We start from the raw sequence: 26,401 nt of genomic DNA, 5'->3' as shown, positions 1-26,401 counted from the left end.
TTGAGAATTATATAAAAGGGTTTGATTTAACCTGTCAATAGACATTATGAAATTAATATACTTTCATTTAGCTCGTCATACTTAGCTATCCATACTTACCGCTTGTGCTAGTATTTGTGGTTCAATTGAGATAATGTTATTGCCAAAACTTCGCAGCCACCAAACCAATTGTGAGGTTAAGTTGACCGTTGCTTCAAAGGTTTGAGTATCCTCGCCCTCTATAACCACTTGATCTTCTGATAATCGGCTTTCGAGTAGGCTTGAGCCAGACTTTCCTTTGAATACGAGCTTTATTTTTGTATTTTTGCCACGACCAGGTAAATCTCTAAACAAATGGTGCGCGAATCCCATACCCCCAGCTTCAAGGTAAGCCGTTAAATCGAAATCTATAGGGATGTTGGCCAAGGTGTCTTTGACAGTTACTTTGGAAAAGCGGTGCAGGGCAAAAGTTCTGATAATAGACTCTGGATCATCAACTCTAGTTGCCAATAAATAAATGACAACGCCGCGCTGTACAATAGCAAGCGGGTTTAAAACATAGTCTCCTGCTACCTCTCTATTGCGTCTTTTATATTCTGCTGAAATCTGACGTTCATGAAATATGGCTTCATAAATTGCATCTTTGCAGTCAATATCTATATCCGGCGCAATTAAGGGCTGAGTGGGGGGTTCGATACGTACCCTATCAAGCCAGTTGTGAGTGACTTTGCTGTCTTTAAGCTGTCGTCTAGCTAAGTTGAACCAAGGAAATAGCTCTTTTAATATGGCTGGGGGTAAGAGCTGAGTTAAATTTGCTTCCACCATATTAAATGCAACAGCCTGAGAGAAGTTCATGTGTGGCAGACTTTGCACAGGTGCATCTTCTTTCCAGCGCCAACCTTGAGGGTTTGCGTTATTTTTTTCAATCGGAAAGCGTTTTGATAATGCGTTTAAATCGCGTTGTACCGTGCGAAGACTAACATCGAAGTTGGCAAGACGCAGCTGTTCATGCAGATGATGAGTGCCTCTCCAACGTGTTCGTTCTAATTGATTTAATAGTTCCCACTGCCGAGCAGTAGTTGCTGAGCTGCTTGTAGAGCTTTGACTAGAAGCAGGTTCTAACGTAGCTGATGTGGCTTTATCCGTACTTGTTATATGAGACATGCTATTGATTTCATTTAAGTATAGGTTAATATGGATAATAGGGTGTATTTGATAGCTTTTCCAAAATAAACCAACAGATAAAACTCAATAAACCTAGTTTTTGTCATGTTTAAGTGTTTTAGTCGTTAAATTAGCTGTTGTATGGTTATGGCTAATGCTTAGATTTTGATAAAGATGTATCTGTAGTTGGTAACACCGCCTCTTCTGCTGGATTCAATTGCTCATCCCATTTTTTTAAGTTCTTAATGACTTTACCAAATAATGAGGATTTACGATAGCGTCCTCTTTTAGTGACCGCATCAATGGGCATCTCTGATAAAATTGTTAGCGCTTCACTGAGGGTACGCACGGCATAAATGTGAAACTGATTTGAGTTGACCGCCTCAATAATATCATCTCGAAGCATTAATTGGGAAATATTTGCAACGGGTAAGATAATGCCTTGGTCTCCTGTCAAACCTTGATGACAGCACACATCGAAAAATCCATTCACTTTAGCAGTAACACCACCAACCGCTTGCACCATGCCCAATTGATTCATAGAGCCAGTAATAGCTAAAGATTGCGATATAGGAACATCGGCCAATGCTGATAGCAAGGCACAAGCCTCAGCAAGCGTGGCACTGTCTCCATCGATGTGCGCATAGCTTTGCTCAAAAGCTAAAGAGGCGGTAAAGTTTAATGGGTGGAAGGGACTAAATAGCGCCCGCAAGTAGCTATTCATAATTAGCATACCTTTAGCATGCAAACTACCGCCTAACTCTACATCACGTTCTATATCTAAAATATCTCCTGAACCCATACTATGCTGAACAACAGCCGTTAAACGTGCTGGCATACCAAACTCTATATCTGCATATTCAATAACCGTTAAAGCATTTATTTGTCCAATTGCCTTACCAGATGTGCTAATTAACTGTTGACCATCTGTCAGCTCCTGCCAATAAAGCTCCTTAAGATAACTTGACCGGTATTGTATGTCGGTTAAGGCATGCTCTACGTGTATTGATTGTACGTGCTGGGACTGTTGTTGAACAGCATGGCGATTTGCCTCAAGCATGAGCTGAGTCAGTCTATCGATATGTAGGCTGAGCTTATTTTGATCTTCAATTTGTAAACTTAAATTATCCAGAACTTCAGCTTGGGCCGAGCAATGAAATGCTAAAAGATCATGTTTTTTAATGATATCTGCCATTTTTGAAACCATAGCCAATTCATTATCTAACGTTCTCTCTACTTGATCATGAAAGTCTGCTCGTATTTTAAATACAGCTTCAAACTCATCATCAAGTTCTATGAATTTATCGTATAAGTCCAAATCACCGAGTAATATGACCTTGATATTTAGGGGTATAGGTTCCGGCATTAAAGAGACAGACGCTGCTGATGACATCTGAGGTTTTACAAACTGAATTTGTTTCAGTTGTAAGGCGCGTTTTAGGTCATGCCATGCCTCGGGATTTTTAAGCAATCGATTGGCTTCGATTAATAGGTAGCCTCCATTTGCTTGATGCAAAGCGCCAGATCGAATCATACTGACATCGGTAACCACAGAACCTGAGCGCGTTGCATACTCAATATGTCCAAGCAAATTAGACTGATTCGGTGTATCAGCAAACACAATTGGTGCCCCATCTGCTGTGGTACTAAAATTAGTTTTAGAAGCATAGCGTGGCGATTTTGCAAAATTATGACTGGACTCACTCACCTTTGAGAAGTCACTAATTATCGTTATAGAGTATTCAGCTGGTATTGAATTTAAATTCTCAGTGGCACTAGTATAAGTTTTATTAGTATAAGGGTTATTAGCAATGTTAGCGTATTGAATAGCAATATCATAAGCGTTATGAAGCATATGATTCATAACGGTATTTAGATGGTTTTTTAGTTTTTGATTGTTACTATGAGACTTTATTAAAGTCTCAAATAGAGGCAGCAAAGTATGTTTAGCGGTTGCCTGCAGCTCGGCTATCTCAGTTTGAGTATGGGTTTGTGGTATCGTTTTAGGTTTTAAATTACTAAGTGTAGAGCTGTAATGTAAAGAATGAGCATTTTGTAATTGCGTCTTTAAACATTGAGTTAGTGCCTTCCATATACTAAGCATGCTTTCTGCTAATGCAGGTGCTGTGCTTTTTTTAACAGAGATTGCAAGAGGGAAAAGAGGATTGCTAAAATTATGCACATAAACCCAGTCGCTTAAGACAGCTTGAGTTTTGCCTAACTTTTTTAAATAATTAGTAATAAAAGTACGTTTACCAAGACCATTTTCTCCAACAGCAAAAACATGATATCCAGAGGCTTTTATGTCAAAGGCTGTTTCCAGTGCTTGAATCGCACGAGGCTGACCAAAGCCTATGGGTGGTTCTGGCACCAAATCAGTTGATTCAGGTAGAGTTTGCGGATCAGTATGTCTTTTAAGCTGTGATAAAGATACTCTACAGTTTTTTTTAACTAAATCTGTCACGTTATTTACTAAGTGATCAGCACTTTGTATGGTGTCCTTTTGAATGTGATGATGTGTGGATATTGGAGTAGTCTTTTTTGATTTATAGTCTAAAAATGAATTTGTGCGTTTTTCACTCTGTTTTTTCTTTGGTTGATTGCAACTTGATTTAATTGGTTTTTTAAGTTTATCAGACATAAAATACTCTAAAATGTGTATAAGATTCTATAGGCCGAGTTAAGTGATGCAAAAATACTCAGATAAATTTTGTTGAGTGATATTCAGGTGTTTAATAATTTCTAGCATCTTCAATTCGAAGTGAACGTGTTATAATCTTGCGTTCAACTGTTTAGTTTTAAATAAAACTATAAGGTAAGCTTAGCATTTTGTCTTGCTATTATTAATGTTGGAATCGGCATGAACACGGTTAAATTTGTGGTAATATCAAATCAGCTGGATGAGTTTAAGAGTATCCTATCCAAGGTAGTCAAACAACTAAAAGTTGAAATTGATGCGGGTCAGCAGCAGCAGCTTTTACTATATTTAGATAAACTGTTATTTTGGAATAAAGCATATAATCTGACAGCAATCAAACACCCTAAAGAAGCGCTTGTAAAACATATCTTTGATTGTCTAGCCATTATACCTCATTTACATTCGGGTAGACTGCTTGATATAGGTACAGGTGCTGGGTTGCCGGGGGTAATTGTGGCTATTTGTGAGCCTAAACGTCCAGTGACCGTGCTAGATAGTAACAAAAAAAAGATTAGGTTTATTAAACAGTTGGCCAGTGAGTTAAAATTAACAAACTTAACACCCATTGCCAATCGTATTGAGGATTATAACCTTGGAGAAGATGAAAAATTTGATGTGGTAACCTCAAGAGCATTTGCGAGTTTAACGGACTTTGTGAGTGCCTCTGCGCCTAGGTTAGCAGAAAATGGATATCTACAAGCGATGAAAGGCTTGGTACCAGATAACAACGATTTACAAGGTTTAAAAGAGGATTGGAACATCACTAATCTCCCCATAGCTGTGCCTCAACTTAATGAGACAAGACATATTGTTAAGCTGTCTAGAAAAAAAAGCACCTAACTTTTATTAATTTATACTTGTTTTATTTAGGTCATGTAGAGTATTTTATGGAAATTTTGGCAGTTGCAAACCAAAAAGGTGGCGTAGGTAAGACTACTACGGCAGTCAATCTGGCATCGAGTTTGTCTGCCAGACGCAAAAAAGTGTTGCTGATTGATTTAGACCCACAAGGTAACGCAACAACGGGAACAGGACTTGAAAAACGCACCCTTAAACTAAGTATGGCAGATGTGTTATTGGAAGGTGTTAGTTTGGCTGATGCGATTGAGCGCAGCCCAGCTGGTTTTGATGTTGTCGGTTCAAATAGAGATTTATCTGGTATTGATATTACGCTAATGGGTAAAAATGATAGCCATCTTTTGCTCAAAGAGGCAATGCAATCACTTGAGGGGTACGATTATGTCATTATTGATTGTGCTCCCAGTTTAAATCTATTGACTGTAAATGCTATGGTAGCGACTCAAGGTGTCATTATTCCAATGCAATGTGAATATTATGCCCTTGAAGGTCTTGCTGATTTGTCTCAAACTATCGATAGACTAAAAGATTTAAACCCAAAGCTGCATATCAGGGGAGTGTTGAGAACCCTTTTTGATTCACGTAATACACTGGCCAATGATGTGTCAGACGAGCTTGAGGCACATTTTGGCGACTTGATGTTTAAGACAATCATCCCACGTAATGTAAGGCTAGCGGAAGCACCTGCACATGGTATGCCTGTTTTGGATTATGAAAAAAGCTCGAAAGGGGCGCAGGCGTACCGAAAATTTGCTTTAGAAATAATTAAACAAAGTCGGCAGTTACCCCTAAACCTATAGCCACTAAATCTATACTAGCCTATTTGATTTTTAGGCTATTGAGCAATTAATTTAGAGCGAAGTATAATTTTACTTGCAAGTTATATACTTTTCATTAAAATGTTCAACCCCTAAATTATATCAGTAGTCGATAATTGATAAGCTTAGAGTGGTAACGGATAAACACATAATGTAAATACAGGTTTGGCTTTTGGCTTTTTCATCGTTTTATATTATAGTTAGTTCTTATTTAGATTTTATATGCAGGTAGAGGATAACCATCATGGCAAAAAAGCGTGGATTAGCCGCCAACCGAGGGTTGGATGCTCTGCTTGGTTCAATTAAAAAAGAAAAGCAAATCACAGCAGTCGCTTTACGTGATGATTTAGCAATAGACGATAGTCAAGTTAATAATGCTAAACCTGCAGGCGAAGCTAAAAAATCTAAATGTCAGTCAACACCCTCAAAATTACCAGCTAGGCAGACATTAAAAAACAACAAAAGTGTTGCCAATGGTCACTATAAATCTGAAAAATCTGAAGAGGTTGCCGCATCAGTTGGTAAGACCAATAGAGATAATATAGCTGATGAAGAAATGACGTTGGTACAGATGGATGTTGAACGACTCCAAGCTGGTAAATACCAACCTAGGCGTGATATGAGTGAATCAGCATTGGCTGAGTTGGCTTCTTCTATACGTCAGCACGGCGTGATGCAACCTATTGTTATTCGTCCTTTGTTATCAGGGGAGGAAAAAGTTTCTGATAAGGTTACTCATGAAATTATTGCGGGCGAGAGGCGCTGGCGAGCAGCAAAAATGGCGGATCAATCTACCATACCAGCTATCGAGCGTGCCTTGTCAGATGAGCTTGCAATAGCTCTTGCACTCATTGAAAATATTCAACGTGAAGATTTATCAGTCATTGAACAGGCAGCGGCATTACAGCGTTTTCATACCGAATTTGGTATGAGTCATGCGATGATTGCTGATGTGGTGGGTAAAGCCAGAACCACGGTTTCAAATCTATTGAGATTGAATCATCTGAATGAAGTGGTAAAGACTTACCTAAGTGAAGGTCGCATTGATATGGGACATGCGCGCGCTTTGTTGTCATTATCTTCTGAACAACAGCCAATAATCGCGGAAAAGATTATTGATGCTTCAATGACGGTTCGTGATGCTGAAAAGTTAGTAAAATCAATTTTAAATCCTGATAAAGATTCTAAAACCATTAAGCCTCGATTAGATGGTGAGGTTGAAAAATTAAGTCAAAAATTATCAGATTTTCTGGGTACGACGGTAAAATTTAAACAAAAAAAAGGCGGTAAAGGCAGTGTTGAGATTTTCTTTCACAGCCCAGAAGAGCTTGATGAACTACTAAAACATTTTGAGTAATCTCAACAAGTGGGTTTAGTGCCTTAATCACGTTTAATTTTATATATTTTTACTTTTTAAAAAACCTCACTGGATTAAAATTGCTAGATCTGATAACTAGATCTAGATGCTTTGGAAGTAATTTTAAAGTCGGTTTATTTGAAATAAAGGTTTCAACAACTAAGGGCAAAAGATGCCGCAATCATCAGATACTGAAAAATCATCCACTGCCAAATTACAACATTCATCTACTGATGACACCAATTTAAATCCTCAATTAATTTCATCAACCTTTAAAGCAACCAAACCAACACCGCCCTCACAGACTGCGACCTATTTAAGGCTATTAAGCTATATCAAGCCTTACTGGTGGGCTATTTTATTAACAATTGTAGGATTTACTATTAATTCTGCTACAGAAGTTGGCGTTGCTAAATTAATTCAATTTATAACAGATGCTATTAATAAGGGTAAACAGGCCGAGTTAAATTTATTTCCACTTTTAATTGTGCTTCTATTTTTTGTGCGTGGGATTGGTACCTTTTTAGGTAATTATTTTTCTGCGTTAATATCACGTAATCTTGTATATAAATTAAGGGTCGAAGTATTCAATAAACTCTTAAGTCTACCAAGTGCATTCTTTTTAGCCAATCCTTCAGGTACTATCTCATCCAAGCTTATCTTTGATGTCGAACAAGTCACAGCTGCCAGTACGGATTCATTAAAAACCCTGTTAAGAGATGGCTTAACTGTCATTTCATTATTGGGTTTTCTGTTGTATTCGAACTGGAAGCTCACTCTAATATTGTTTCTGGTATTGCCACCTATCCTCATTTTAATTCGAATTGCTTCTAAACGTTATCTTGATTTGTCAAAAGGTATCCAGCAAACGATGGGAGATGTTAGTCACATCAGCAATGAAGTCATAAGTGGTTATCATGTCGTGAAGAACTATGGCGGCGAGGAGTATGAAGCCAACCGTTTTGACCGTGCCTCCTTGAAGAATTTGAAGCAGGGCATGAAGGTGGTTGTGACCAATAGCATAAACACGCCAGCCGTTCAGCTTTTGATGGCGATAGCGATGTCAGTGGTGGTATGGTTAGCAATACGTCCTGAGGTTATGTCAGGAACCACGGCTGGTGAGTTTATAGCCTATTTGACTGCAGCAGGGTTAATCAGTAAGCCTGTACGATCATTAACAGATGTTAATCAGAAATTGCAAAAAGGCATTGCTGCTGGTCAATCCATTTTTGCGTTACTTGATGAACCAGAAGAGGAAGATTTAGGAACACTCAATCCTACTATTGGCGGCTCAATACATTTTGATAATGTTTCCGTTGAATATGATGATGGTACAAAAGCGCTTGAAGCATTTAATTTAACTATCAATAAAGGTGAAACGGTCGCTTTGGTAGGTAGAAGTGGCGCTGGAAAAACAACCCTAGTGAATTTATTGACCCGCACACTAACTCCAACCTCTGGTCAGATTTGTATTGATGGGCAGCCAATTGAGAATATATCTTTAAATGCTTTGCGATCTCAAATTGCTGTGGTAAACCAGCAAGTGGTTTTATTTAACGATACTGTTAAACACAATATAGCATATGGTGATTTAGCAGTTAAATCCGACGATGAGATTGTCGACGCTGCCAAAGCCGCTTTTGCTCATGATTTTATAATGAAACTGCCAAAAGGGTATGACAGCCCCGTTGGCGCTGAGGGGTTACAGCTTTCTGGTGGTCAACGTCAGCGCTTGTCTATTGCACGTGCTTTATTAAAAAATTCGCCGATACTTATTTTAGATGAAGCAACCAGTGCACTGGATAATGAGTCGGAATACTATATCCAACAAGCCTTAAATAATGTGATGGTTGATAGAACCACATTGGTTATTGCACATCGTCTAACCACCATCGACGCTGCAGATAAAATTGTGGTTTTAGATGAAGGTCGGGTTATTGAGACTGGTACTCATAGTGAATTGATGGCAAACTCTGGACATTATGCCCAGATGTACGATAGAGACTTTACCTAAAATATGGCTGTTCAATGCATTGATGATGATGCATTTTCTTTCTAAAAGGTTGTGAATTCCGTTAAGAGAGACTAAGTTAATACTTGAATTGTTTTTAAAAAATAGCCTAAGCAACATCATCATTATATAAATACTTTACAAATTACTTAAAAATATCTAAGAGTGATTAAATAACTATCATTTTTGTTTAAATACTTACCTTACCAGTTGGACTCTATATGACTCCACATCAAGACTCAACATCCAATCATTCTCAATCACGATTAGAAGAAATAGGCTCAAACGTTGAGTTGAAGATGGTTAAAGCGTGGCAATCCCAAGCTTGGTGGCTGTGGCTGTTGTTACCTTTAAGTTGGATTTATGGCCTGATTGGTTATATTAAGCGTTATGTTTATAGGCTTGGTGTTTTAAAGTCATATCATGCGCCAGTGCCAGTTTTGATTGTGGGTAATATCACGGTCGGAGGTAGTGGTAAGACACCGCTCATTATTCAATTAGTACATTTTCTGCAATCTCATGGTATTAAAATTGGGGTAATTAGCCGAGGTTATGGCGGTAATGGTAAAATTATGCCGTGCATGGTTACCAGCAATAGTATGCCGCGTGACGTAGGAGATGAGCCTTACTTGATAGTGAGTGAAACAGGTGTGGCAATGAGCGTGTGTCCTAATCGGCAACTTGCTATTGAGTGTTTATTAAAAAACACTCAAGGCATTCAGCTTATTATAGCCGATGATGGACTGCAGCATTATAAACTTAAGCGCGATATTGAATGGATAGTTGTGGATAGTTCACGTGGCTTTGGAAACAAACAGCTACTGCCAACTGGGTTTTTAAGAGAGCCTATTAGCAGGCTAAAGGGGTCGACAGTCATTTATCATCATTCAGAAGCTTCCTCTATTAATAATTCATTTTCCGATAATCCATTGTCAGAAAATAGCTCTGAAATATCAGGACAGGGTAGCGATAAGCGACAACATAGCGGAACACATCATCAAAGTAAGCTAACCATGCATTTACTGCCAGGTCATTTAATACCTTTAGAAACAGAAAGTGACATTAATTCAAAAGCTGAAATAGACTTTAAATTCAATGACCGAGTAAATTTTGGTAATTATGATCAAACAATTAAAACGGTATATGCAGTCAGTGGTATTGGATATCCACAAAGATTTTTTAATACACTGATTGAACTGGGGTTTGAGGTCATCGCAAAACCGATGCCAGATCATCATAAATTTGTTGTGAGCGATATATTGCAATTAACGGATTATCCAATCATTATCACGTCTAAAGATGCTGTGAAAATTGCTCCGCTTGTGAGACAAAACACCGAACTTAGTCGTTTATCAATTTGGGTATTGCCTGTTACTGCAGTTTTATCTAAAGAATGTTATACGACATTGATGGCTCAATTAAAATTACTTAAAGTGGTTTAACTCTCTCACTTGTTCGAAGTATGGTTATATATACAGATTTAATAATAACTATGAACGTGACTTCAAATATTAGAATAAATATACGAATAAATATAAGGATGTGTCATGGGTAACCAACATTCACATAACCAAGTGAATCCAGCAGTACATATAGTGATACCTGCCCGTTATAAAAGTACCCGCTTACCAGGTAAACCTTTATTGAATATACATGGTAAACCGATGATATTATGGGTAGCACAGAAAGCACAACAGGCGACATTTGCCGATGACCTTTGTATTGCAACGGATGATGAGCGAATTGCTGAAGTGTGTACTAAAGCAGGTTATGATGTGGTTATGACAGATAAGAGTCACGAGTCCGGTACGGATAGACTGGCAGAAGTGGCTAATATAAAAGGCTGGGGTAAAGACGATATTGTGGTCAATATGCAAGGCGATGAACCACTGGTACCACCTGTACTGTTGCAACAAGTTAAAGATTTATTAATGAATCAACCAGAATGTGTCATGGCAACCTTATGTGAACCAATTGTTAATCACAAGGAGTTTGTACGCCCTTCTGCTGTTAAAGTGGTTACAAACCCTCTTGGACATGCTTTATATTTTAGCCGAGCTCCTATACCTTGTGATCGTGAGCATGCTCTTGCTCTGGGCAATCAGCACCAATGTAATAATGAGAGCTTGCTACAAGACGAAAAACAATTTAGTGTGCCAAAAAATGCCAATCGACACTTAGGTTTATATGCGTATCGCGTTAAGCTGTTGCAGGATTTTGTTAAGTGGACGCCAGGTGTGCTGGAGATGATTGAGTGTTTAGAGCAATTAAGAGTGCTTGAAAATGGTGGAAAAATTGCAATAGCTCAGGCATCAATGCAGCTACCTGCGGGGGTTGACACTGAAGAAGACTTGGCAAGATTAAATTCTATGCCAATTGACGCACTTCTATAAAGCAGATTGTTGAGTGCTGTCTTTTATTAGGTCTAGGCCACATCTTAAAAGGGTTCATGCACAAATTTAAAGTTAAGGTGGTAGCGGGGTTATGAGTGGTTCAGAACAGTTAATGGAAATGTCATATTTTGCCCCTTTGTTACCTTGGCAATCTAAAGGTTGGGAAGACTTAGTTGCAAGAAGCGAGCAATTACCACATGGCATGTTGTTTTCAGGTATGCAGGGAATAGGTAAACGGGCTTTTGTGTGGCGATTTGTGGCATGGATGCTGTGTGCAAATAGACAAGAAAACACCCAGCGAGCTTGCGGCCATTGCCAAAGTTGTCACTGGTTAACAACAGGCACACACCCAGATTTTAGAGTGTTACCTGAAGCCAGTTTTCCTCTGCCTATGCATCCTGACGCTCCTAGCAACGACAATTTAGACAGGCAACTTAAAAGCGTCAAGTCCAAAACGCCCTCTAATAAAAAAAGTGTCGCTCTCTCCAAAAGCGAGGATAAGAGGAGTACCTCAATTAAGGTAGATGATATTAGGGCATTGCAACCGTTTATAAGCCAAAGTAGTCTAGGACTAAAAATTTGTGTTATTGATTATGCTGAAACCATGACTATTGCTGCTGCCAATGCTTTACTCAAAACGTTAGAAGAGCCAAGTGATGGTGTCTTGTTATTTTTAATAAGTGATGCCCCTGCAAAACTATTACCAACAATTAAAAGCCGTGTTCAAAAAGTAGCAATAGATCAAATTGAGCGTGATAAAGTAATAAGTTATTTAGCCGAGACTATAAAAAGTAGAAAACTTCTTAATAACCCTCGAGATAATAAGCAGGATAACCTCCCAAGCAATACGCAATATAATCGAGAAGGGGTTAATGACATTGATCTGAATATACAAATTACTCAACTGTTAAATCTGGCTAATGGCGCACCATTAGCAGCGCTTAATATGTTAACCAGTAACTGGTATCAACATCGTAATACGTGGTTGCAAACTTGGCTAGCATTACGCTCAGCAAAACGGAGTGGAATAGCGGCAAGCGATTACTGGCAAAGTAACTTGAGCTTAACCGAGTTTATTACCTTATCAGAAGTGATGTTAATGGATTTGTGTCGATGCTGCATTGGTATGCCTACGTTACAACTTGATTTAGACTTACGTAGCTATCCATCAGTTTTAGACTTGGATATTGAAACCGTGCAGTGGGTAATGAGTCAGATAGATGATATTAAAACCGCGACTTTACAAAATGTACAGGATAAAGTGGCTTACGATAAGATAATGTTAGTACTTGAAAACTTATAGTTAGAGGATTTATAGTTAAATACTTATAAGCTAATATTTGCAGATGTGCAGCTTGTTACTAAGCGCTGTGTGCAGACTGGCGTTTATTTGTTGATGCATGAGTTATTCGAATTTAGCATTAACTTAATATCGTGATGAATAAAATTTAGTATTTTATGCACACTTAAGGAGTAAGGTATGGCTTTACCCAGTCGTGGTGGTATTTTACGCTGTCATATTGAAAATTTACAATCCCTATATGCCTGCTATTTACCCTTTGTAAAAAATGGGGCAATTTTTATCCCTTCAGAACACTTACAAAATCTAGGAGATGAGGTTTTTGTTGCAGTGACTTTACCCGGCTCGCATGAGCGACTGCCCCTGCATGGCAAGGTAGTTTGGATAAACCAGCGCAATCAATCGAATAGACCTTCTGGTTTTGCAGTGCAGTTTGAAAAGGATGAAGCTGGTTTGAGAATGAAAAATGAGATTGAACGGTTATTGGCTGGAATGATTAACTCAGCTGAGCCTACTTATACCATGTAAAGCAATATCGATTAAATGTGTCACTTAGACGTTAGAATGATACTTATACAATTATTACAATCTAGTTAGGCTATTAGGACTCCCCTAGAGTAGCTTATTTAATTGGCTTATAAACATAAATAGATATGATTAAACCATTTAACCTTTCGATAGCAAAAGAGCCACTAAAATTTGTAGTGGCTCGTTTAACATGGCAATGACCTATTGATTATTTTTCAAGAATACAGGTAACCCCTTGACCACCCGCAGCACAGATTGATATCAAGGCACGACCAGATCCCTTTTGATCCAGAAGTTTAGCAGCAGTAGCAAGGATGCGACCACCAGTTGCAGCAAACGGATGACCTGCAGCAAGCGAAGAACCATTGACGTTGAGTTTGTCACGATCAATCGTACCAAGAGGGGCATCAAGACCTAAGCGTTCTTTACAGAAAGTTTCATCTTCCCATGCAGCAAGCGTTGATAAAACTTGTGATGCAAATGCCTCATGAATCTCATAAAAATCAAAATCTTGCAGGGTTAGACCAGCACGCTCAAGCATACGTGGTACCGCATAAGCCGGTGCCATTAACAAGCCTTCTTTGATACCTTTTTTACCGACAAAGTCAACCGCAGCAGTTTCTTGATGGACCAGATAAGCCAATGGTTTAAGACCATGATCTTTGGCCCATGCTTCACTTGAAAGTAGTACGCAGGATGCACCATCTGTTAGCGGTGTAGAGTTTGCTGCCGTCATCGTTGGGTTGGCATTAAGCTTACCAAACACCGGTTTAAGTGTCGCTAATTTTTCAAGAGTAGTGTCAGGTCGAAGCGTATTATCACGGGTCAGACCTTTAAAAGGGGTAATTAAATCGTCAAAGAATCCTTCTTCATAGGCACGGGCTAGGTTATGGTGACTTTTTACAGCAAGCTCATCTTGAGCTTCACGGCTAATGTTCCATTCTAAAGCAGTAATGGCCTGATGTTCGCCCATGGATAAACCAGTGCGTGGTTCGCCATTTTGAGGAGAATCAATTAAATCTTTAGGATTAATACTGGTTAAGGCAGCAAAACGTTGTTTATTATTTTTAGCCGCCCCGAGTTTAATCAGTGCTTTACGGAGACCATCCCCCACCGCAATAGGGGCGTCTGAAGTAGTATCTACTCCACCAGTTATCGCTGAATCAATAATACCTAAAGCAATCTTATTTGCAGAAGCGAACGTTGCTTGTAAGCCAGTGCCACATGCTTGAGAAATATCATAAGTTGGGGTGTGTGGATCTAGAGAAGTATTTAATGCTGATTCACGAGTTAGACTTAAATCGCGGCTTAACTTTAAAACTGCACCTGCGACGATCTCACCAAGACGTTCACCTTGCAACTCGTAACGCTCAACTAAACCATTTAAGGCAGCGCTCAGCATATCGATATTACTCGCATCGGCGTAACTACCATTTGAGCGAGCAAAAGGAATGCGATTACCCCCTAAAATAGCCACACGGCGAAGTTGATTGCTGTGATTGCTGGCATTATCTAACGACTTAGTCATTGGTGTTCCCTTATTATTTTTATTATTTGGTTGAGTCTCATCATAGTTGTTTCTATCATTATCTGCCGAAGCCTGCGTTTTATTTTTTTCAGGCTTATCCGCCGCACTTACTTCATTATTAGATTTGTCGCCTGTGTTATCATTCACGTTATTATCAACATTATCGACATTAATCTCTTGAGTCATAGCGTTATCCTCAGTCAATGCCGTCGTCATATCGTCTATTTCAGACTGTTCTTTACTATCTTCAATAATTCTTTGCTTGGCAGCTTTATCTTCACGGATAATTTTATCGGTATTGGTATTTGAAGAGGGAGAGATTTCTTCTTGCAACTCTGCAAACCCATCTATCGTTTCAGATTTACCGTCGTTTTTTTGATCGTTAATGGTTTCATCGAGTAAAGACTTACCAGATTTAATGACCTTAGTCTCCGTTACCACAGTTGTTTTTTTTGAAGGTTTTTTAGAGCCACTCATAAATAGTCCTTAAATATTACAAAGTTAATAGTAGTTTGTTTTGGAATTGAAATTTTCAGGTAATTTAAAAATTAGTGATTATATCTAGATTACCAACATTGATTGTCTTTGAAAAAGTCTTACCCTGATCTGGTAATGACAGCGCTCTAAAAGCAATCATGAATTTATTGATGGTATTATATGACGACAATGCATAAAATAATAACCAATGTACTGACCAATCCAATAACCAATATAATAACAATGTCCCTAAATATATTAGTATGACGACGTTATATAATAAGTGAGTTTTATGAGTTAATCACTTTCTCATAACTTATTCTCATGATTAGGTATTTATTTTAGCACAATCATTTAACGAGACCGTCATATAACGTTACAGGTTGTAAGAGTTTTTTTAATATAGAAACACAAAATATTAGAGAAGACTAATATTCAAACTTGTGCCTATATACTTGTGTTGTGGCTTTATAACAATTATCAAGGATACTATAAATGACTTTTAATGCTAATAATGCTACCTTTATTTTGAACTGGGTAGTCGTGTCTATTCCTATGTAAATTCGAGTTTAGATTTGAAAGTTGATTCAATGACCTACATTAAGACAGTAAGAATTTCATTCATTTAATTACTAAAACTGGAGACATTATGTCAGATCGTTATGGAGAGTTTGTACAGTCATCCCTTGGAAAGAAAGTTGCCAAAAACCTTGGATTGCCTTTACCTATTAGATTAGACCGCTACCAAGCTGGAGAAAAAGTCGTTCGTGGTAGTATATTATTTGGTTCAGCCGCGGGGGAAGACAGTCGTTTAAGTGATTCTATTGCTAATGTGTTAAATGAATTACATGCTGATGTATATATGGCTAGTAATGATCCGCATAGTGATTCCTTTTCTGCTATAGGGTTGAATACCAAACAAAGCAATAGTAATACTGATAAATATAAGGTACTGTTATTTGATGCCAGTAATATTAGTCATGCGCCAGATTTGAAGGAGATGTATGATTTTTTTCATCCAGTGGCTCGTCAAGTAGAACAATCTGGGCGTGTTATTATTGTCGGACGTCCTCCTGAAGAATGCGATCGTATTGGTAAAACATTATCACAACGTGCATTGGAAGGTTTTGTCAAATCTGTTGGCAAAGAGTTTAAAAAAGGCATTACAGCCCAATTGATCTACGTGAGCAAAGGTCAAGAATCAAATCTTGATTCAGCTCTACGCTTCTTTATGTCAGCACGTTCTGCATATGTATCTGGACAGGTGGTTCGTATTGGAGAGGGTAGCGCCGTCGATGTAGAATGGTCAAAGCCCTTAGCGGGTAAAACCATGCTAGTGACCGGCGCAAGTCGTGGGATTGGAGAGGCTATTGCCCGTGTTTTGGCTCGGGATGGGGCACATGTTATCTGCCTAGATATTCCAGCACAACAATCTGATTTACAAAAAGTCGCCGGTGAAATCGGAGGGTCTACTTTGGCAGTAGATATTACTGCTGATGATGCGGGTAAGAAAATTGCTGAGGCGGCGGCTAAACGTAGTGGACTTGATGGCGTTATTCATAATGCTGGGGTAACTCGTGATAAAACCTTAGCTAACATGGATGAAAATCAATGGAATATGGTTATAGACATTAATTTGCAAAGTATCGCTATGATTAATGATTACTTATTTGATCATGAAGTGCTAAATAACCATGCTCGAATTGTGTGCGTATCATCCATCTCCGGTATTGCAGGCAATTTAGGTCAAACCAATTATGCAACTTCTAAAGCGGGAGTTATCGGTTTGGTACAAGCCACAGCTAAGAAGCTAAAGTCAGAAGATAAAGGCATTACTATAAATGCTGTAGCACCAGGATTTATTGAAACGCAAATGACGGCGGCAATCCCCTTTGCAATTCGTGAAGCGGGACGACGAATGAATTCAATGAGTCAAGGTGGTTTACCTGTTGATGTTGCTGAGACCATAGCATGGCTCGCTTCTCCAGCGTCAGGCGGTATAAATGGCAACACTGTTAGAGTGTGTGGACAAAGCTTGCTAGGGGCATAAAAGGTGTAGAAAAAGAGCATAAACTTGTTCAATACACAAAATAATATTTTGAGCTGTCTACGGATGGCTCTTTTATAAGACAAGTATAGTCAAATACCTTTTAAGACAGTTAAGGTGTTTTGAAACAGTTAAGACCTTCCCCTTGTTTGTCCTACTGCTGTAGTATTCACATCGGCTACATAGTAGCTGAGTCAAAACTATTTAACTATAAAGTATTTAGCTATAAAGTATTTAGTTATCAAGGTATTCGACTATAAACGCACAAAATTCATTAGATTAGTCTGTTTAATCTTCTGTATGACAACCGTATATTACATGGGAATATTCAAGAATGACTACACGTGTCTATAAAGAGTTACCAAAAGCCTATACTACGTATCCTAAAATTATTAAATCCATGTTACCTATTGTTGGTAAAGCCAATAAAGGGTCAAAAGATACGCTGCCAGTGGCAACCTACAGTGTGAATAAATTTAAGCTAGACAAATTCAACTTAAAAGATTATCGCCGCATATGTGGTTTTGTAGATGATGGTCTAGTGCCTCCTACTTATTTTGCTGTGTTGTCCCAAACGTTGCAAATGAATATGATGGTCAATGAACCCTTTGCATTTCCTATGTTAGGTTTAGTACATATTGAAAATTCAGTGACGCAGTATCGTCATATAGCAGATACTGAGACGATATCAATGTCGGTTAGCTTTGCAAATCTAGCGGACCATGTAAAAGGAAAACAATTTGACTTTGTAACTAAGGTTCACAGTGGCGAGGAGCTAGTTTGGGAAGGTACATCAACTTATTTATCTCGTCAAAAGTCTTCTAAATTATCACCAGCTACGGCAAAGCGTAGCAAGGCTAAATCTACCGCTTTTAATGGTAAAGAAGAAGATAGCGTGCTGAACTATGTATTTGAAGTGCCTGAGTCTATCGGGCGTAGCTATGCCAAAGTTTCAGGTGACTTCAACTTAATTCATTTACATCCCCTAACCGCAAAGGCCTTTGGGTTTCCTAAAGCTATTGCCCACGGTATGTGGTCTAAGGCAAAATGTTTAAGTTTGATAGAGTTGCCTGAAGCCTTTAAAGTGGATGTTCAATTCAAGCTACCTATCTTCCTGCCAGCAGAAGTAAAATTAATCAGTAGCAATATGGCCAAGCTTGAAAATGAGGCAGCTTTTACCCTAGTGAATGCTAGAAAGGACAAGCCACATTTATTGGGTAAAATTAGTAAAATTTAATCCTTTTATCATAACAAAATAAGAATATAAGTCTTATGCATATTCGACAAAGGGTGTATCAGCATTTATGATATGCCCTTTATTTATTTAGTTTTTGAAAAGTGACTTAATAGGACGACGTCAAATGACTGATGATAGCAATGCGGATTCAGGTAATGCCAACGAATCTACCCTTGAGATGGCATTAAAGCGAGTTATTACAGGGGCTAAATTTCCTGATCCAAATACAGTAGTAACGGGCGCTTTAGATGCGAATAAAATAGCCACAATTGCTGATGCAGGTATAGAGCATATCATTAACTTGCAGCCTAGAGATGAGTTAACATTTGATGAGAAATCATACGTTGAAGCTCAAGGTATAACGTATACGCATTTGCCAGTTAAAGGCGTAAATGACCTAAAGCAGGTAAACCTACTAGAATTTGATAAAGCTTTACGTACACATCACGGTAAAAAAACATTGATACATTGTGCAACTGGTAATTTTGTTGGTGCGTGTGTAGCGTTGAGAGCAGGCTGGTTGCGTGGGCGTAAAATGGATACCGCTATACAACGTGGTGTGGAGCACGGGTTACAAAGTGATTTAGAGGAAGATGTACGTATGCGGTTATTAGTACCACGCTAGCGCTAAACCTAGCGGCTGACAATAATTCATGTTAAGTTAATCATATTAAGTTAATAACGGTACTCTAAGGATACACTAAGGGATAAGGGCGTTAAATAATATAAGGTAATACACTTATTTTCAAAATAGAGGCTTGTATCACTTGTATTAGAAGGTCTTTTTGAATTTAGCGTACTAATTTAATACAGCTCAATACAGTGATACAAATCTAATGGTATAAACCCCACTATAATTTAAATATATATGAGTGACATTATGCAAGAGTTGCAAACAAAGCTTTCACAATTAATGCAAACACTTCAACTCGAAAATGCGCCATCGGGTGGATCTCTAGTCGTTTTTCATGAAGGCGAGCTTATAGCGGAGTGTAACATTGGGCAAGCCACAAAAAACTCACAATGGGCTGCCGATACCTTATCGCTCAATTATTCTACGGGTAAAGGTGTCTTAGTCACTTTGATACATGTTTTGGTATCCCTAGGAAAACTTGATTTTGATACAGTAATTGCTGAATATTGGCCAAGTTTTGTCAGTGGGGATTTAGATCCAGAAGCGCATGATTTAAAAAGTAAAATCACACTTAGAGATGTATTAACCCATCGTGCAAATCTTTTTAATATTCAGTCTATCACTGAACAAGCAGACGATATGCTGGATTGGGAGGAAATGCTTAAAAAAATTGAGCAAATGTCTCCAGAAGTGCCTAGGAATCAGTCAGTAGAAAGCTGTTACAGTGCATTGGTATCGGGTTGGGTACTGGGTGGATTAATCGAAAAAGTAACCGAAATGCCACTCAATAAAGCGTTAAACGATTATTTGGCAAAACCCCTCGGCGTAGAAGGAGAGATGATATTTGGTGTCGAAGAAAGCCAAGTTGATAATGTTGCGACGCTGATAAAATATTTTGATGATAAACCAGGGCAAAAACAGCATCTAGATAATGCCAGTAATGCCAAAAAGAGCAATAAAAGTTCAAAACCAACATTAAAGCAAGATAGTGAGGCTGTTACTAATGCTTATAAAACACTACCCAGTTATGCTTGTTGGTATGAACTGGTTAAGCAAGAAAACAATTTGAAAGATGACTTTAAGCTAACCACTGCGGATATTACCAAGTTGTATTTTGAAATGGGTAGCGTAAATCTGATTGATTATAAAAATGCGCTGTGGCCTTCTGGAAAAGAGCCTTTAAATTATTATGAAGATAAGGCACTCATTGCAAAAATACCCGCTGCAAATAATGTGTCTTCTGCGCGTGCCCTTGGAAAGATGTATGCGATGATTGCCAATCAAGGCAAATGGGAGGGACAGCAGTTAATTAGTCCAAAAGTCTTCAATGAGTTAACCAAAGTTTATGTGACGGGTAGTGATGCGATAATGGCAGCCACAGCACCATCAAGCATGTATTGGCGATTAGGATATCATCGTCTTTTCACGCGTTGTAACTTAGCCCCTAATGCGTTTGGTCATATGGGTTATAATGGTTCAACGGCATGGTGCGATGTTGATAGAAAACTGGCGGTAGCCTTTGTGCATAATTATAGAACCATCATGAGTACAGACATTCGTCAGTTTGCTATAAATGAAGCCATATTGAAGTGGGTTGATGAGTATATTTAACGCATCAACCTTGTTAGCCATTATATAGTTTAGAAATTAAGATCTTTTAAATGGTTTACACTTTAAATGCCCTGTTTTTAAATGCGATGTTTTTAATGGTTAGCTCGTTAATCACTAAGTCCGTTTTATCAGAGTTGGTGCACTCATACCATGTAAAAATATTGAAACTAACACCACTATAGAACAAATAATCCATAAGCTTGTTGCCTCATCCGTACTAAATACATTTTTATTTAGTGCATAAGCAAGATAATAAAAAGTTCCGATACCGCGGATGCCTAGACTAGATATGATAAAGCGTTCCCTATTGGCTAATTGAAGTCCGCTTAGACCCACCCAACCTGCCAGTGGACGCACTGCAAATAAGCATAGCAGGCTAATTGCATACACTTGCCAAGGTAGTTCAACTCCTGAGCTTAGAGCTTGGCCTAACACAATTCCAAAACAAACTAACACCAATGACATGAGCAAACCCTCGGACTGCTCGGAAAAGTCATGAAGCTCAGTATGATATTTATTACCGTGTTCTGAACGGCGAAATGAAAAGGCGGCAATAAAGACGGCGATAAACCCATAGCCATGAATAAATTCCGCTATCCCATATGCTAATAAGGTCAATGCTATAACGACATAGCCTTGCGAAATAACCGTTTCTCTAAAGCGTCGGTTAAATACTAATCGTCCGATGCTTTTACCAACGATAACACCAATGACGGTACCCGCAATAATTTTCCATAGAACATCATATGTAAACCAATCCCATATTAGGCCAGTCGTGATGCCATCAGCTTTGCCGTAATGCTCTGCAATCTTAATGGCTAAATAAACAAATGGAAAGGCTAGGCCATCATTTAAACCCGCCTCAGAGGTCAGTGTAAATCGTGGCGTATCTTCTGAGCCAGAATTGGGTGGTCCGACTTGAATGCTTGAGGCTAAAACGGGATCTGTAGGAGCGAGAACAGCTCCCATAAGTAATGCTGCCCCAAGGCTAAAACTAAATACATAGTAGCCCAATGCTGCCATGACAGCGATACAAATAGGCATAGTGACTAATAACAGCCTAATCGTTGGTTGCCAATACTTATATTTTAGGGGAGTGTCTAGTTTAATCCCAGCGCCTACTAAGGATATTAGGACGACAAGCTCACATAATTTTTCAACTGCTATACCATTTTCGATTGGATTTAAAAAGGGTAACGAAGCCCAAAAATAACCCATTGCTAAACCGAAGCTAACTTGCAGCATGGGGAGTGAGAAAGGTAAGCGTTTGAACAAAATGGGTGCAAATGCACCAAATAAAAAAGCAATACCGCAAACTAATAAAAATCCATTATAGTTATCATTCATTATTTTTGCGCCACTTGAAACAAAAGGTTGAAGTTTAAGTTAATGTAGGGTCTAAAATAGACCACCGTCATCTTGAAAAAGCTGGTAATAATGCCTGATTCCAGCATAAAGAAAAATTCTGCTTTAGTAAAAGATTCATCGGAATCGTTGTAATTTAGTAATAAAAATGGTTTACCAGTACTTACTCATGACGTCACTCATAAAGAATTGTATAAAAATAAAAAAGCCAGCCGAAGCTGACTTAACTTACCAAGCTTAACCTACTAAGCACTAATACTATTTATGACCTAGAATCAATGTTCCACTTGACTCACATCACGCACCGCGCCGGTATCTGCGCTGGTGGTCATAGCCGCATAAGCACGTAACGCTTGACTAACGTGACGCTCACGATTAACGGGCTTCCAAGCTTTACTACCACGAGATTCCATCTTTTCACGGCGATGGGCAAGCTCACTGTCTGACACCTCTAAATTGATACTACGATTGGGAATATCAATATGAATGGTGTCGCCTTCATTGACCAGTCCAATCGCACCACCTTCAGCCGCTTCTGGGCTGGCATGACCAATTGAAAGCCCTGAAGTACCGCCAGAGAAACGACCATCTGTTAATAGTGCACACTCTTTGCCCAAACCTTTAGACTTAAGGTAGGATGTTGGATAGAGCATTTCCTGCATACCAGGACCACCTTTTGGACCTTCATAGCGAATGATGACAATATCCCCCGCTACGATTCTATCAGCTAATATGGCTTCTACTGCATCATCTTGTGATTCAAAGACTCGGGCACGACCAGTAAAGGTAAGAATGCTATCATCGACGCCAGCAGTCTTAACCACACAACCACGCTCAGCAATATTACCAAATAGTACAGCAAGACCGCCATCGGTTGAATAAGCATTGTCTACTGAACGGATACAGCCTGATTCGCGGTTTAAATCTAAATTTGACCAAGCTTTGTTCTGTGAGAAAGCTTGGGTAGTACGTACACCACCTGGCGCCGCTATGTATAAATCACGTGCGGTTTGATGGTTAGGGTGGTCCGTATTCATCACATCCCACATCTCCAAGGCTTCTTGTAGGGTCTTGCTATGCACTGTGGGTAAGTCTGTCGTTAACAGACCTGCACGATTTAGCTCTGCTAAAATTGCAAATACACCACCTGCACGGTGTACGTCTTCCATATGGTATTTTTGAGTAGCAGGTGCCACTTTGGACAAACAAGGCACACGGCGACTTAGCTCATCAATATCTGCCATTTTAAAGTCAACTTCAGCTTCATGAGCGGCAGCCAATAAATGTAAAATAGTGTTTGTTGAACCGCCCATAGCAATATCAAGGCTCATGGCGTTTTCAAAAGCGGCTTTGGTAGCGATTGAAAGGGGTAGGACAGAATCATCATCCTGCTCATATCGGCGTTTGGCTAAGTCGACAATACGGCGACCTGCCTCTAAAAACAATGCTTCACGTTTTGCATGAGTGGCAAGTAATGAGCCGTTACCGGGAAGGGACAAACCGAGTGCTTCGGTTAAGCAGTTCATAGAGTTTGCGGTAAACATACCAGAGCATGAGCCACATGTAGGGCAAGCAGAACGTTCAATTTCAAGTACATCTTCATCACTGACATTGTCATCAGCTGCATCAATCATGGCATCGACTAAATCAAGTTTACGAATGGCCTTACCATCTTCATTAACTGGGGCATCTAAATTGTGGCTAGGTGCTAAGTCTGAAGCCAATACTTTACCCGCTTCCATTGGGCCACCAGACACAAAGATAACTGGAATATTTAAGCGCATCGCTGCCATTAACATACCGGGTGTAATTTTGTCACAGTTTGAAATGCATACGAGAGCATCAGCACAATGAGCATTGACCATATACTCTACAGAGTCGGCTATTAAATCACGGCTGGGTAGCGAATACAGCATACCGCTGTGACCCATAGCAATCCCATCATCTACAGCAATGGTGTTGAACTCTTTTGCGACGCCGCCAGCTCTTTCTATTTCCCGTGCAACCAATTGACCCATGTCTTTTAAATGAACATGACCTGGAACGAACTGGGTAAACGAGTTTGAGATGGCAATAATAGGTTTGTCAAAATCACCATCAGTCATGCCAGTAGCACGCCATAAAGCACGTGCGCCAGCCATATTTCGGCCTGAAGTAGACGTTTTAGAGCGATATTGCATAGGTCGTCCTTCTCATCAATAGGAGTTAAATGTAATAATCTATTGTAACGTATAAAACCAATTTTAATTAAAGGAAAAATTATTGCTCAAGTATAAATAAATATTATGATTAACACGCTATAGCTAAAGATTAACTGAAAAATAATCAGTGCGAATGGCTAGAGCCATATAATATAGCCCGTTAATCTAGATTATTGAAACTTAAAGTTTCATGTCAACGTATTTATAAACAGATTCTTAATAAAGCGATTTAAACGTTTTGTATGCATATGAACCCGGAGGCTGAAGCTGCTAAATAAGTCTTATTTTGATGGCCTCATCTAACTGAGGTAGGGTATCTATATGCGCTTCTAATAATGCTAAAGTCGCCACTGAATATGACGCGGGTAATGCTTGATAGTCGTCTAGACGGGGAATCGACATCCATTCATCTTCTAACATTATAATCAGAGGTTGGCTGTTTTTATTAAGTACAAATACATCGCCATAAAAATGCCATTTCTTCATAGAAAGTAGTAGAGCATCTTCTTTAGCCTCAGTATAAACAGGATCTCGTTGTTTTGCCGTATTGGTAAATTTCAAGCGTAATGCAATTTGTAGAGGCTCACAAAACATGACTAACGTGCCAGTAACTTTGATTTGCCAAGGTGTTTTAATCAAATCTTCGGATAGGTGTAGGTGTTGAGCCGCTTCGTTTGCAAACATAGGTGTCTGAAACTGTTTTAACAATTGTCCTTCCAATGGGTGCAGACTTTTAATCTCTTCGTCCAAAGCATCATAATGATATATAAATGGTAGTTTTTCACTTTGCGTAAGCGTTTTATCTATAATTTTACAGTTATGTATCTGCCAATGTGTGTTTGCATCAACAATGATTTGATTAAGGATCAAGCTGTTAGAGTCTAAACTATTAAATTCTAAGCTATTACTATTATTGGAGATATTGAAGACTTCTGTTTGCTTGTCAGAGGGTTTTTCAATCTGCTTTGGGTAGCCTTGACGGGCGTTGACCCGTATATAAGCGGCATCATTAAGATTAGCCTCTTCACTGTTTTCACTGACGCTCACTAAGTTTATGTCTATGTTATTGCTTTGAGTAACGATATCGCTTTTATGGTTAATAATATTGGCATTATTTTGGTTATGATCATCAGGCTTATGAAGCGTGTGTCTGTCGCTGGTATTGATATTCGTATTCGTATTGGTATGAATATTGGCATTTGAATTATCATTAGGGTTTAAGCTGGGATTTACCTGTAGGCTATGCTGATTGACGCTATGTTTATCCGAGCTATGTTTATCCGAGCTATGTTTATTCACAAAGTAATTGTTATGTATCGTCATAAACTATGTCTCATTGTCATCTTTTAATGCACGTAGTTTGATATTACCTGATTGTCGCTGCATTATATTACGAACGAGCTTTGCCGTAATCTGTAATTCAGTAACCGTACCAGTAGCTATATCAAGACCAGAGAGTGGTGGTTTAACCCAATAGGCCTTCTCATCCCCATTAGCCTTATTAATCTGAGTTAACGAATCAACGTTAGTTAAATTTACAAAGTCAGCCAGCTTAAGCATTTGCATACCGGCATAACCACAAGGGTTGATGGCATTAAATACCTTTAAATCACAAGTTAAGTTCAAAGCGATGCCATGATAGCTAAACCCGTGCTTGATTTTAAAGCCCAGTGAGGCAATCTTACCCAGCATTAAATCGTTATTATTATAAATATATACGCCCGGTGCATCTTTACGCGCCTTAGCATAAAACTGTTGTGTTGAAACATGTGACTTAAGTTCTTGATTCAAGACATCTTCGATGCTTTGTTCGGCATGAGATACTAAGTTGCGTACGGTCCAGCCCAGTGCGTTTAAATCAAATAAAAAATATATAACCAACTGACCTTTACCATGCCATGTGACCTGACCGCCACGGTCAGTTTTTATAATAGGGGTATTACCCCGTTGTAAGATATGCTCTTCTTTACCTGCTTGTCCTAATGTGTAAACGTCATTATGCTCTACGACCCAAAGTTCATCAGGGGTAGAGATCCCTTGCTTTTTTTTGTCAATACGATCTAGGGTAATTTGTAGCATATCCGCATGCGTACTTTGATAGTCTGCATCTATTAAGGTACGGAGACGTAATGTGGCTGCAAGGTTATCATAGATTTTTGTCATAGAGAGCACTATGCTAATAATGAAGGGTTAAG

Annotated in this window: 19 protein-coding genes; 12 read left to right on the top strand and 7 right to left on the bottom strand. The window is 38.9% G+C overall.

Going from position 1 to position 26,401, the window contains the following annotated elements; translation table 11 throughout:
* Positions 1–81: 81 nt before the first annotated feature.
* Together AC2SLN_RS04990 and AC2SLN_RS04985 are read right to left on the bottom strand one after the other, a co-directional pair.
* Positions 82–1,143 carry a helix-turn-helix transcriptional regulator gene (locus tag AC2SLN_RS04990; protein WP_486548467.1) on the bottom strand — a complete coding sequence of 354 codons (1,062 nt, stop codon included), beginning with the start codon at positions 1,141–1,143 and terminating at the stop codon, positions 82–84.
* Between the two features lie 151 nt (positions 1,144–1,294).
* Entirely contained in the window at positions 1,295–3,784 is a 2,490-nt protein-coding gene (locus AC2SLN_RS04985) for a Lon protease family protein (RefSeq protein WP_486548466.1), read from the bottom strand.
* A 219-nt stretch (positions 3,785–4,003) separates the two neighbouring features.
* On the opposite strand from AC2SLN_RS04985, the gene rsmG reads away from it, so the two are divergent.
* The 8 genes from rsmG to AC2SLN_RS04945 all read left to right on the top strand — a co-directional run bounded on the left by rsmG (position 4,004) and on the right by AC2SLN_RS04945 (position 13,106).
* Positions 4,004–4,681, top strand: a complete 678-nt coding sequence (gene rsmG, locus AC2SLN_RS04980; RefSeq protein WP_486548465.1) for a 16S rRNA (guanine(527)-N(7))-methyltransferase RsmG — start codon at positions 4,004–4,006, stop codon at positions 4,679–4,681.
* A 47-nt stretch (positions 4,682–4,728) separates the two neighbouring features.
* On the top strand, positions 4,729–5,499 hold the full coding sequence (locus AC2SLN_RS04975; protein WP_486548464.1) for a ParA family protein: 771 nt from the start codon (positions 4,729–4,731) through the stop codon (positions 5,497–5,499).
* A 262-nt stretch (positions 5,500–5,761) separates the two neighbouring features.
* A complete protein-coding gene (locus AC2SLN_RS04970; RefSeq protein WP_486548463.1) occupies positions 5,762–6,874 on the top strand; it encodes a ParB/RepB/Spo0J family partition protein in 1,113 nt (370 codons plus the stop codon).
* Between the two features lie 172 nt (positions 6,875–7,046).
* Positions 7,047–8,888, top strand: coding sequence for a lipid A export permease/ATP-binding protein MsbA (gene msbA, locus AC2SLN_RS04965; protein ID WP_486548462.1), 1,842 nt, complete (start codon positions 7,047–7,049; stop codon positions 8,886–8,888).
* A 218-nt stretch (positions 8,889–9,106) separates the two neighbouring features.
* Positions 9,107–10,327, top strand: a complete 1,221-nt coding sequence (gene lpxK / locus AC2SLN_RS04960; RefSeq protein ID WP_486548461.1) for a tetraacyldisaccharide 4'-kinase — start codon at positions 9,107–9,109, stop codon at positions 10,325–10,327.
* A gap of 105 nt (positions 10,328–10,432) precedes the next feature.
* Positions 10,433–11,278, top strand: a complete 846-nt coding sequence (gene kdsB, locus AC2SLN_RS04955; RefSeq protein WP_486548460.1) for a 3-deoxy-manno-octulosonate cytidylyltransferase — start codon at positions 10,433–10,435, stop codon at positions 11,276–11,278.
* Positions 11,279–11,369: 91 nt separating this feature from the next.
* Positions 11,370–12,581: a DNA polymerase III delta subunit-related protein gene (locus tag AC2SLN_RS04950; RefSeq protein ID WP_486548459.1), complete on the top strand. Its 1,212-nt coding sequence runs from the start codon at positions 11,370–11,372 to the stop codon at positions 12,579–12,581.
* A 177-nt stretch (positions 12,582–12,758) separates the two neighbouring features.
* Positions 12,759–13,106, top strand: a complete 348-nt coding sequence (locus AC2SLN_RS04945; RefSeq protein WP_486530896.1) for a PilZ domain-containing protein — start codon at positions 12,759–12,761, stop codon at positions 13,104–13,106.
* 208 nt (positions 13,107–13,314) lie between these two features.
* On the opposite strand, the gene AC2SLN_RS04940 is transcribed toward AC2SLN_RS04945, so the two are convergent.
* Positions 13,315–15,111, bottom strand: coding sequence for an acetyl-CoA C-acetyltransferase (locus AC2SLN_RS04940; RefSeq protein ID WP_486548458.1), 1,797 nt, complete (start codon positions 15,109–15,111; stop codon positions 13,315–13,317).
* 649 nt (positions 15,112–15,760) lie between these two features.
* Here AC2SLN_RS04940 and AC2SLN_RS04935 point away from each other — a divergent pair.
* The 4 genes from AC2SLN_RS04935 to AC2SLN_RS04920 all read left to right on the top strand — a co-directional run bounded on the left by AC2SLN_RS04935 (position 15,761) and on the right by AC2SLN_RS04920 (position 20,640).
* Positions 15,761–17,161, top strand: a complete 1,401-nt coding sequence (locus tag AC2SLN_RS04935; protein ID WP_486548457.1) for a 3-oxoacyl-ACP reductase — start codon at positions 15,761–15,763, stop codon at positions 17,159–17,161.
* Positions 17,162–17,492: 331 nt separating this feature from the next.
* Complete coding sequence (locus tag AC2SLN_RS04930; RefSeq protein ID WP_486548456.1) at positions 17,493–18,395, top strand: MaoC/PaaZ C-terminal domain-containing protein; 903 nt, start codon at positions 17,493–17,495, stop codon at positions 18,393–18,395.
* Between the two features lie 124 nt (positions 18,396–18,519).
* Complete coding sequence (locus AC2SLN_RS04925; protein WP_486548455.1) at positions 18,520–19,020, top strand: protein tyrosine phosphatase family protein; 501 nt, start codon at positions 18,520–18,522, stop codon at positions 19,018–19,020.
* A gap of 255 nt (positions 19,021–19,275) precedes the next feature.
* Complete coding sequence (locus tag AC2SLN_RS04920) at positions 19,276–20,640, top strand: serine hydrolase domain-containing protein (protein WP_486548454.1); 1,365 nt, start codon at positions 19,276–19,278, stop codon at positions 20,638–20,640.
* 114 nt (positions 20,641–20,754) lie between these two features.
* Here the strand turns inward: AC2SLN_RS04920 and AC2SLN_RS04915 are convergent, their stop codons facing one another.
* The 4 genes from AC2SLN_RS04915 to lipB all read right to left on the bottom strand — a co-directional run bounded on the left by AC2SLN_RS04915 (position 20,755) and on the right by lipB (position 26,369).
* Positions 20,755–21,987: a cation:proton antiporter gene (locus tag AC2SLN_RS04915; protein WP_486548453.1), complete on the bottom strand. Its 1,233-nt coding sequence runs from the start codon at positions 21,985–21,987 to the stop codon at positions 20,755–20,757.
* 293 nt (positions 21,988–22,280) lie between these two features.
* On the bottom strand, positions 22,281–24,185 hold the full coding sequence (ilvD, locus tag AC2SLN_RS04910) for a dihydroxy-acid dehydratase (protein WP_486548452.1): 1,905 nt from the start codon (positions 24,183–24,185) through the stop codon (positions 22,281–22,283).
* 291 nt (positions 24,186–24,476) lie between these two features.
* Positions 24,477–25,529 (bottom strand): hypothetical protein, encoded by a 1,053-nt coding sequence (locus AC2SLN_RS04905; protein ID WP_486548451.1) that lies wholly within the window; start codon positions 25,527–25,529, stop codon positions 24,477–24,479.
* A 3-nt stretch (positions 25,530–25,532) separates the two neighbouring features.
* A complete protein-coding gene (gene lipB / locus AC2SLN_RS04900; protein WP_486548450.1) occupies positions 25,533–26,369 on the bottom strand; it encodes a lipoyl(octanoyl) transferase LipB in 837 nt (278 codons plus the stop codon).
* Between the last annotated feature and the right edge of the window lie 32 nt (positions 26,370–26,401).

The sequence above is a fragment of the Psychrobacter sp. CX90 genome, assembly GCF_057396305.2.
This window is presented reverse-complemented; position numbering and strand designations above follow the sequence as displayed.

Coding starts and splice junctions, on each gene's coding strand:
- AC2SLN_RS04990 (WP_486548467.1), bottom strand. CDS start 1,143: ATGTCTCATATAACAAGTACGGATAAAGCCACATCAGCTACGTTAGAA.
- AC2SLN_RS04985 (WP_486548466.1), bottom strand. CDS start 3,784: ATGTCTGATAAACTTAAAAAACCAATTAAATCAAGTTGCAATCAACCA.
- rsmG (WP_486548465.1), top strand. CDS start 4,004: ATGAACACGGTTAAATTTGTGGTAATATCAAATCAGCTGGATGAGTTT.
- AC2SLN_RS04975 (WP_486548464.1), top strand. CDS start 4,729: ATGGAAATTTTGGCAGTTGCAAACCAAAAAGGTGGCGTAGGTAAGACT.
- AC2SLN_RS04970 (WP_486548463.1), top strand. CDS start 5,762: ATGGCAAAAAAGCGTGGATTAGCCGCCAACCGAGGGTTGGATGCTCTG.
- msbA (WP_486548462.1), top strand. CDS start 7,047: ATGCCGCAATCATCAGATACTGAAAAATCATCCACTGCCAAATTACAA.
- lpxK (WP_486548461.1), top strand. CDS start 9,107: ATGACTCCACATCAAGACTCAACATCCAATCATTCTCAATCACGATTA.
- kdsB (WP_486548460.1), top strand. CDS start 10,433: ATGGGTAACCAACATTCACATAACCAAGTGAATCCAGCAGTACATATA.
- AC2SLN_RS04950 (WP_486548459.1), top strand. CDS start 11,370: ATGAGTGGTTCAGAACAGTTAATGGAAATGTCATATTTTGCCCCTTTG.
- AC2SLN_RS04945 (WP_486530896.1), top strand. CDS start 12,759: ATGGCTTTACCCAGTCGTGGTGGTATTTTACGCTGTCATATTGAAAAT.
- AC2SLN_RS04940 (WP_486548458.1), bottom strand. CDS start 15,111: ATGAGTGGCTCTAAAAAACCTTCAAAAAAAACAACTGTGGTAACGGAG.
- AC2SLN_RS04935 (WP_486548457.1), top strand. CDS start 15,761: ATGTCAGATCGTTATGGAGAGTTTGTACAGTCATCCCTTGGAAAGAAA.
- AC2SLN_RS04930 (WP_486548456.1), top strand. CDS start 17,493: ATGACTACACGTGTCTATAAAGAGTTACCAAAAGCCTATACTACGTAT.
- AC2SLN_RS04925 (WP_486548455.1), top strand. CDS start 18,520: ATGACTGATGATAGCAATGCGGATTCAGGTAATGCCAACGAATCTACC.
- AC2SLN_RS04920 (WP_486548454.1), top strand. CDS start 19,276: ATGCAAGAGTTGCAAACAAAGCTTTCACAATTAATGCAAACACTTCAA.
- AC2SLN_RS04915 (WP_486548453.1), bottom strand. CDS start 21,987: ATGAATGATAACTATAATGGATTTTTATTAGTTTGCGGTATTGCTTTT.
- ilvD (WP_486548452.1), bottom strand. CDS start 24,185: ATGCAATATCGCTCTAAAACGTCTACTTCAGGCCGAAATATGGCTGGC.
- AC2SLN_RS04905 (WP_486548451.1), bottom strand. CDS start 25,529: ATGACGATACATAACAATTACTTTGTGAATAAACATAGCTCGGATAAA.
- lipB (WP_486548450.1), bottom strand. CDS start 26,369: ATGACAAAAATCTATGATAACCTTGCAGCCACATTACGTCTCCGTACC.